Annotated in this window: 6 protein-coding genes; 4 read left to right on the top strand and 2 right to left on the bottom strand. The window is 61.7% G+C overall.

The window, feature by feature from the left end:
- Positions 1–277 precede the first annotated feature (277 nt).
- From otnK to U1A24_RS02800, 3 genes are read left to right on the top strand one after another with little or no spacing between them, the layout of a single operon-like run.
- Positions 278–1,558, top strand: a complete 1,281-nt coding sequence (gene otnK / locus U1A24_RS02810; RefSeq protein ID WP_305571291.1) for a 3-oxo-tetronate kinase — start codon at positions 278–280, stop codon at positions 1,556–1,558.
- Positions 1,551–2,192 carry a 3-oxo-tetronate 4-phosphate decarboxylase gene (otnC, locus tag U1A24_RS02805; protein WP_305571293.1) on the top strand — a complete coding sequence of 214 codons (642 nt, stop codon included), beginning with the start codon at positions 1,551–1,553 and terminating at the stop codon, positions 2,190–2,192. Before otnK ends, otnC begins: the two co-directional genes overlap by 8 nt.
- A gap of 18 nt (positions 2,193–2,210) precedes the next feature.
- The gene (locus tag U1A24_RS02800) at positions 2,211–3,095 is read left to right on the top strand and encodes an NAD(P)-dependent oxidoreductase (protein WP_322320472.1); all 885 of its coding nucleotides are present in this window, start codon (positions 2,211–2,213) and stop codon (positions 3,093–3,095) included.
- A gap of 39 nt (positions 3,096–3,134) precedes the next feature.
- On the opposite strand, the gene U1A24_RS02795 is transcribed toward U1A24_RS02800, so the two are convergent.
- Positions 3,135–4,277: a fumarylacetoacetate hydrolase family protein gene (locus U1A24_RS02795; protein WP_305571297.1), complete on the bottom strand. Its 1,143-nt coding sequence runs from the start codon at positions 4,275–4,277 to the stop codon at positions 3,135–3,137.
- Positions 4,274–5,116 (bottom strand): SDR family NAD(P)-dependent oxidoreductase, encoded by an 843-nt coding sequence (locus U1A24_RS02790; protein WP_322320471.1) that lies wholly within the window; start codon positions 5,114–5,116, stop codon positions 4,274–4,276. Before U1A24_RS02790 ends, U1A24_RS02795 begins: the two co-directional genes overlap by 4 nt.
- A 154-nt stretch (positions 5,117–5,270) precedes the next feature.
- Here U1A24_RS02790 and U1A24_RS02785 point away from each other — a divergent pair.
- Positions 5,271–6,711, top strand: a 1,441-nt coding sequence (locus U1A24_RS02785; protein WP_322320470.1) for an altronate dehydratase family protein, incomplete at its 3' end; no start/stop codon positions are given.

Here is a 6,711-nt window from a genome sequence, read left to right as displayed (position 1 = left end):
CCCGATGACGCAAACCTTCAAATAAGCCCGATCCTGCATGTTTTTCTCGATTTCTACGTTTTTTCAGCGGGTTGGTAGAGTTTTGGCAGCGGGCTTGCCTTGCAGAAGCGCGAATGATAGCGTTGCCATAAATATCGTTAGCGCATGACAGAAACGAAAAGCAAGGCCTTAGTTCGCTGGCAGATCCGCCGATCTTGTCATGGTCGCCGCGAGGGCTGAGTGAAAACCGCTTCGATCACCGCATTTCGGGTCTGCAACCCGTGAAGAAGGACCGGCAATGCTGATTGGCGCAGTGGCAGATGACATTACCGGCGCAACAGATCTGTGCCTCATGCTGGCCCGAGAAGGCATGCGCACGGTTCAGATCATCGGGTTGCCCGGCCATGACACGCTGCCGGATGCCGATGCCATCGTTATCGCGCTGAAATCGCGTTCCATCGCTGCGGCTCAGGCGGTGGAAATGTCCGTTGCAGCAGCCAAGCTGCTGCGGGCGGGCGGGGCAGAACAGCTGTTGTTCAAATATTGTTCCACCTTCGATTCGACCGACGAAGGCAATATCGGCCCGGTGGCAGAAGCGCTGCTGGCGCTGACTGGCGGCAATCTGACCATCGCCTGCCCGTCGTTTCCGGCGGCGGGGCGCACCACCTATCGCGGACATCTGTTCGTTGGTGATGCGCTCTTGTCGGACAGCCCGCTGAAAGATCACCCGCTGAACCCGATGCACGATGCCAATCTGGTCCGGGTGCTGGGGCGGCAGACCACGCTGCCGGTCGGACTGGTGACGATTGACACCATCGCGCAGGGCGAGGCGGCCGTGCGGCAGGCGTTCGCCGCGCAAGCTGCCGCCGGAAAGCGCATTCTAATCGTGGACACGCTGCAAGACTCAGATCTGCGCACCATCGGCGCGGCCTGTTCGGACATGCCTCTGGTCACCGGCGGCTCGGGCATTGCATTGGGATTGGCCGCGAATTTCGTGCGCGCAGGCAAGGTTGCACCGCGTCCGTCACAGGCGCGGATGGGGGCGCCCAAAGGCCGCGCGGTCATTCTGGCGGGGTCGTGTTCAGAGGCGACGCGTGGGCAGATTGCCGCGGCGAAGGCAGCAGGTTTTCCCACACTCGCCCTTGATGTCGATGCGTTGATCAGCGGTGAACAAACCGCCGCTAGCCTTGCCGCGTGGGCAATTGCACAGCCGCAGGACTCCATCCCGATGATCTATTCCAGCGCCGAGCCCACAGCCCTGCAAGCCATTCAGGCGCGATTGGGTCAGCACGCTTCGGGCGCGCTCGTGGAAAGCACGCTGGCCGAGGTTGGCCACCTTCTGCAGGGCGCCGGGTTTAGCCGCTATCTGATTGCCGGCGGCGAAACTTCGGGTGCGGTGGTGGCCTCGCTTGGCGTGAGTACGCTGGAAATCGGACCCGAAATCGCCCCGGGCGTGCCATGGACCCGCAGTATTTCCGGGCCGGATCTGGTGTTGACACTGAAGTCGGGCAACTTTGGGGGTGAAGATTTCTTGCTGAAAGCCTGGACCCTGCTGGACACGGAGCCGACCGATGACTGAAGAAACCCGCATCCGGGATGAAATCTGCAAGGTGGGCGCGTCTTTGTTTGATCGCGGGCTAACGGCAGGCAGTAGCGGCAACATCTCGGTTCGGCTGGACGATGGCGGCTGGCTGATGACGCCGACCAATATGTCACTCGGCGCACTGGACCCGGCGCGTCTGTCGCGGCTGGATGCAACCGGGCGGCTGATATCCGGCGATCAGCCGACGAAAGAGGCGTTTTTGCACCTGTCGATGTATGGCGAACGCAAGGACGCCGCGGCGGTGGTGCATCTGCATTCCAGCCACGCGACCGCCGTCAGCATCCTGCGTGACGTGGACCCGAACGATGTTTTGCCGGCCTTGACCGCCTATTACGTCATGCGGGTTGGGCGGCTGCCGCTGGTGCCGTATTTTGCCCCCGGCGATCTCGATCTGGCACATGCGGTGCGGGCTTTGGCCAGCAAGCATCACGCGGTCTTGCTGGCCAATCACGGCCCGGTGGTGGCCGGAACCAGCCTTGCCAACGCGCAATATGCCACCGAAGAACTGGAAGAAACCGCCAAGCTGTTTCTGATGCTGCACAATCAGGCGCTGCGCTTGCTGACACCCGAACAGATCGCCGATCTGCGCCGCCGCTTTAATCTTTCCTGACGCACCCGGAGAATGACTATGACGCAAGAGAAGGTTGGCTTTGTCGGTCTTGGCCTGATGGGGCAAGGCATGGCGAAGAACATTGTTGAAAAGGGCTTTCCGCTGACCGTGGTGGCGCATCGCAAACGCGCGGCGGTCGATGATCTGGTGTCACGCGGTGCCGTGGAAGCCGCATCCTTGGAAGACCTTGCGCGCAACTGCACCGTTATCCTGATGTGCCTGACCGGCTCACCCGAGGTTGCGGCCGCGGTGGCGGCACTGAAACCCGGTCTGGCACCGGGCGCGGTGGTGGTGGATTGTTCCACCTCTGACCCGACCGTCAGTCTGCGTCTGGCGGCGGAACTGGCCGAGATTGGCGTGGATTTCGTCGACGCGCCCCTGTCGCGCACCCCGAAAGAGGCATGGGCCGGAACGCTCGATTGCATGGTGGGGGCCAGCGACACCGTCTTCGCGCGGGTGCAGCCGATCATCGCCACCTGGGCCGCCAAGATCGTGCATATTGGCGCGGTTGGCGATGGCCACAAGATGAAGCTTTTGAACAACTTCCTGTCGCTGGGCTATGCTGCGCTGTATTCCGAGGCGCTTGCCCTATCACGCAAGGTCGGCATTCCGGTGGCTGAATTCGACAAGGTCATTCGGGGTGGCCGGATGGATTGCGGCTTTTATCAAACATTCATGGGCTATGCGTTGGAAGGCAACCGCGAGGCGCACAAGTTCACTTTGGGAAATGCTTACAAAGACATGCGCTATGTCGAATCCATGGCAAACGGCTCAACTGTCGCCACGCCGATGGCCAGCGCAGTGAAAAACTCCTTCGCGCTGGCGATGGCTACGGGAGGTGATGGCCCGGAAGACTACGTGCCGCATCTGTCGGATTTTATCGCCAAAGCCAACGGTCTTTGAATACCAGCCAGCGCCCCCGTCATCCGATTGGTGGGGGCGTCACAGAAGCTGGCGCGCCGCAAGATTTCGCATCAACGCGCCGCTTCCAAACTGCCATTCCGGTGCTTCGGTCGCCAAGCGCACGATGTTGGTCAGGCTACCGAGTTCGGGGGCCGAAATCGTCACCTCATCGCCGAGATGGTGGGTGAAGCCCTGCCCCGGGCCATCGCGATCCTGCACAGGCGAAAACATCGTGCCGCAATACAGCACGAACCCATCCGGGTATTGATGATGCCGCCCGCGGGTTTGTGCTACCAGATCAGCCGGATCGCGGCTGATCTGACGCATGGAAGACGCGCCTTGTAGTACAAAGCCATCATCACCAGTGACCGTCAGTGTCAACTCCAGCCCGCGCACCGTGTCCAAGGTGAATTCAGCGTCGAACAGCCGGATGAACGGGCCGACCGCGGCCGCTGCATTGTTGTCTTTCGCCTTGCCCAACAGCAAGGCGGAACGGCCCTCGACATCGCGCAGGTTGACATCATTTCCCAAGGTCGCGCCCACGATCTGACCCTTGGAATTGACCACCAGCACCACCTCGGGTTCGGGGTTGTTCCATTTGCTGATCGGATGCAGCCCGACTGAGGCCCCGTAGCCGACCGCCGCCATCGGCTGGGCCTTGGTGAACACTTCGGCGTCGGGGCCGATGCCTACCTCCAGATACTGGCTCCACAGACCTTCGGCCTGCAGCAGGGCCTTGACCTCGGCAGCTTTTGCCGAACCTGGCACCAGATCGCGCAGGCTGTTACCGATCACGCCCGCGACACGGGCCCGGATTTCGGCGGCAAGCGCGGGGTTGCCGGCAGCGCGCTCCTCGATCACGCGTTCTACCATCGACCGCGCGAAGGTGACGCCACAGGCCTTGATCGCTTGCAGATCGCAGGGGGCAAGCAGGCGGAAAGTATCGCCCGCCGCCTCGACCGACCCCAGAAGGAGTGTTTCCAGCAAGCCTAGGTCTTCGCCCGGCTGGCTGGCGACAAAGCCCGCGATATCTGGCAGTTCCAGCAGGTCGCGCATGGTGGGCGCCGCCTTGCTGGTGATGTCGACAACATGCCCGGCACGAAGGGTGACCAGAGAAGGCCCGATCCCCGCCCGCCAGACGCGGCCCAGCCAGAGGCCGGAAGGAAGCGAAAATCCGGTCATTCTTGCACCCATATCTTGAAGGCTTCGGCGTGATCGGGATGCCAGCGCGACAAGGGCGGGCGGTTGTCGGCGATATCGCCCGCAGCCCAAAGGATGCGCTTTTCATCAAGGCGCCGGTCCACCTCGTTGTCGGGGCAAAGGATGTAGAAATCGCCGCGCTCAATGGAGGCAAACAGGAAGTCCACCGTCTGCTGCGGGGTCCAAGCCCCTGCCGGCTTTTCCGTCCGACCATGCGCCGTCAGAGGCGTGTGGACATAGCCCGGAATGAACAGACGCGCCTCGACCCGGCAATCGGGAATGTTGCGCAGATGGTGTTGCAAGGCTTCGGTGAATACCTTCACCCCCGCCTTCGAGATGTTGTAGGCCGGATCGCCGGGGGGTGTGGTGATGCCCTGTTTGGACCCGGTGTTGATGATCAACCCGGGCGCACCGCCGGCAATCATCCGGGGTGCAAAGACCTGCGACCCGCGAATGACGCCCATCATGTTGACGGCGATAATGCGGTCCCAGTTGGCTTCGGTATCAAAGATGCTGCTGCCGGGCTGCATGCCTGCGTTGTTGACCAGCACGTGAACAACACCGAAGGCGGCATAGCTGCGGTCGGCCAGCACACGCAAGGCGGCGGGATCGCCGACATCGGTTTCGCAGACCATCACATCGGCACCATCCACCCCCAAGGCCAGCACCTGCGCCCGCGCAGCGGCCAGCCGGTCGGCTCCCAGATCAGCCAGACAGACCCGCAGGCAAAGCTGTGCCAGGTGCTGGGCAACTGCCAAACCAATGCCCGAGGCCGCGCCGGTAATCACCGCGACATTGCCTTTTTCCAAAGCCGGAACCATCATCTCACCTCTCGCTTTGCACGGTGCAGAAGGCGAGCTGCATGCCAGCTTGTCAAGCGCGGGAACTGGCAAATCTTGTGCGGGAATTACCGTCATCCTGCTTTGCCCGCGCCATGCTGACATGTTAGTTTTGCTGCAGAATGAGGAGCCAGCCATGACCGCTGCCAGCATACGCCTGCACCCAGAAGACTCGGTAGCGATTGCGCTGCAAGACATCGAGATGGGCACCATCCTGCCTGACCACGGGCTGAAACTGGTGACAGCGGTGAAGCGTGGTCACAAATTCGCGCTGACGGATTTCGCGGCGGGCGACAAGCTGCTGCGCTATGGCCAAATCATCGGGCAGGCATTGGAACCTATCGCGGCGGGCGCGCATGTGCATACGCACAACCTTGGCATGGGCGAACATACCCGGGAATACGCAATAGCGCAGGCCAATTCGCCCTTGCCGATGCTGGACCATACCCGGACCTTTGATGGCTATCACCGCGTCGATGGCAAGGTGGGGACGCGCAATTATCTGGGGGTGCTGACGACGGTGAACTGCTCGGCCACCGTGGCCAAGCTGGTGGCCGAAGCGGCCGCGCGCGATCCGAGGTTCCAAGGCCTTCAAAACATTGATGGCATCGTGCCGATCGTGCATGGAACCGGCTGCGCGATGGACCTGAAGGGCGAAGGCTATCAGTTGTTGTTCCGCACGTTGCAGGGTTATGCGCAGCACGCGAATTTCGGGGGGATCTTGCTGATCGGCTTGGGCTGCGAAGCGATGCAGGTGCCGGCTTTGGTGGGTGCAGGGCGGCTGCGACAGGATAACAACTTCCGCTACATGACCATTCAGCAAGAGGGCGGCACCCGGCGCACGATTGAAGCAGCCCTGCGCGAACTGCGCGAGATGGCGACAATTGCCAACACTGTGACTCGCAAGCCTGCTCCGTTGAAGCATATCGTTGTTGGTCTGCAATGCGGCGGATCGGATGGCTATTCAGGCATAACCGCCAACCCGGCATTGGGCGCGGCGTCGGATCTTTTGGTGCAGCACGGTGGCACCACGATCTTGTCGGAAACGCCCGAAATTTACGGGGCCGAGCATCTGCTGACCCGCCGCGCAGCAACCCCTGAGATTGCCGAAGCAATGATTGCGCGGATCAAGTGGTGGGAAGGCTATACCGCGCGTAACGGCGGCGAAATGGACAACAATCCCTCCCCCGGCAACAAGCGCGGCGGGCTGACGACGATTCTAGAAAAATCGCTGGGTGCCGTGGCGAAGGGCGGCACTGCGCCGTTGGTGGGGTTCTATGAATATGCCCAACCGATTACCACGCCCGGCTTCACCTATATGGACAGCCCCGGCTATGATCCGGCATCGGTGACCGGACAGATTGCCAGCGGGGCCAACCTGATCGCTTTCACCACCGGGCGCGGGTCGGTGTCTGGCTTCAAGCCCGCGCCGGGTCTGAAACTGGCGACCAATACTGAAATGTACACCCACATGGCCGAGGATATGGACATCAACTGCGGCGATATCATCACCGCGGGGGTCAGCATTGCCAACAAGGGCCGCGAGATCTTCGAAGCGCTGGTGGCGGTGGCCTCGG

It is taken from the genome of Cypionkella sp., from assembly GCF_034376685.1.
GTDB lineage: Bacteria > Pseudomonadota > Alphaproteobacteria > Rhodobacterales > Rhodobacteraceae > Cypionkella.
Note: the sequence above shows the minus strand (reverse complement) of the source record. Positions and strands in the feature narration are given on the sequence as shown.

Excerpts from the sequence above, each read along its gene's own strand:
- otnK (WP_305571291.1), top strand. The coding sequence starts at position 278 with ATGCTGATTGGCGCAGTGGCAGATGACATTACCGGCGCAACAGATCTG.
- otnC (WP_305571293.1), top strand. The coding sequence starts at position 1,551 with ATGACTGAAGAAACCCGCATCCGGGATGAAATCTGCAAGGTGGGCGCG.
- U1A24_RS02800 (WP_322320472.1), top strand. The coding sequence starts at position 2,211 with ATGACGCAAGAGAAGGTTGGCTTTGTCGGTCTTGGCCTGATGGGGCAA.
- U1A24_RS02795 (WP_305571297.1), bottom strand. The coding sequence starts at position 4,277 with ATGACCGGATTTTCGCTTCCTTCCGGCCTCTGGCTGGGCCGCGTCTGG.
- U1A24_RS02790 (WP_322320471.1), bottom strand. The coding sequence starts at position 5,116 with ATGGTTCCGGCTTTGGAAAAAGGCAATGTCGCGGTGATTACCGGCGCG.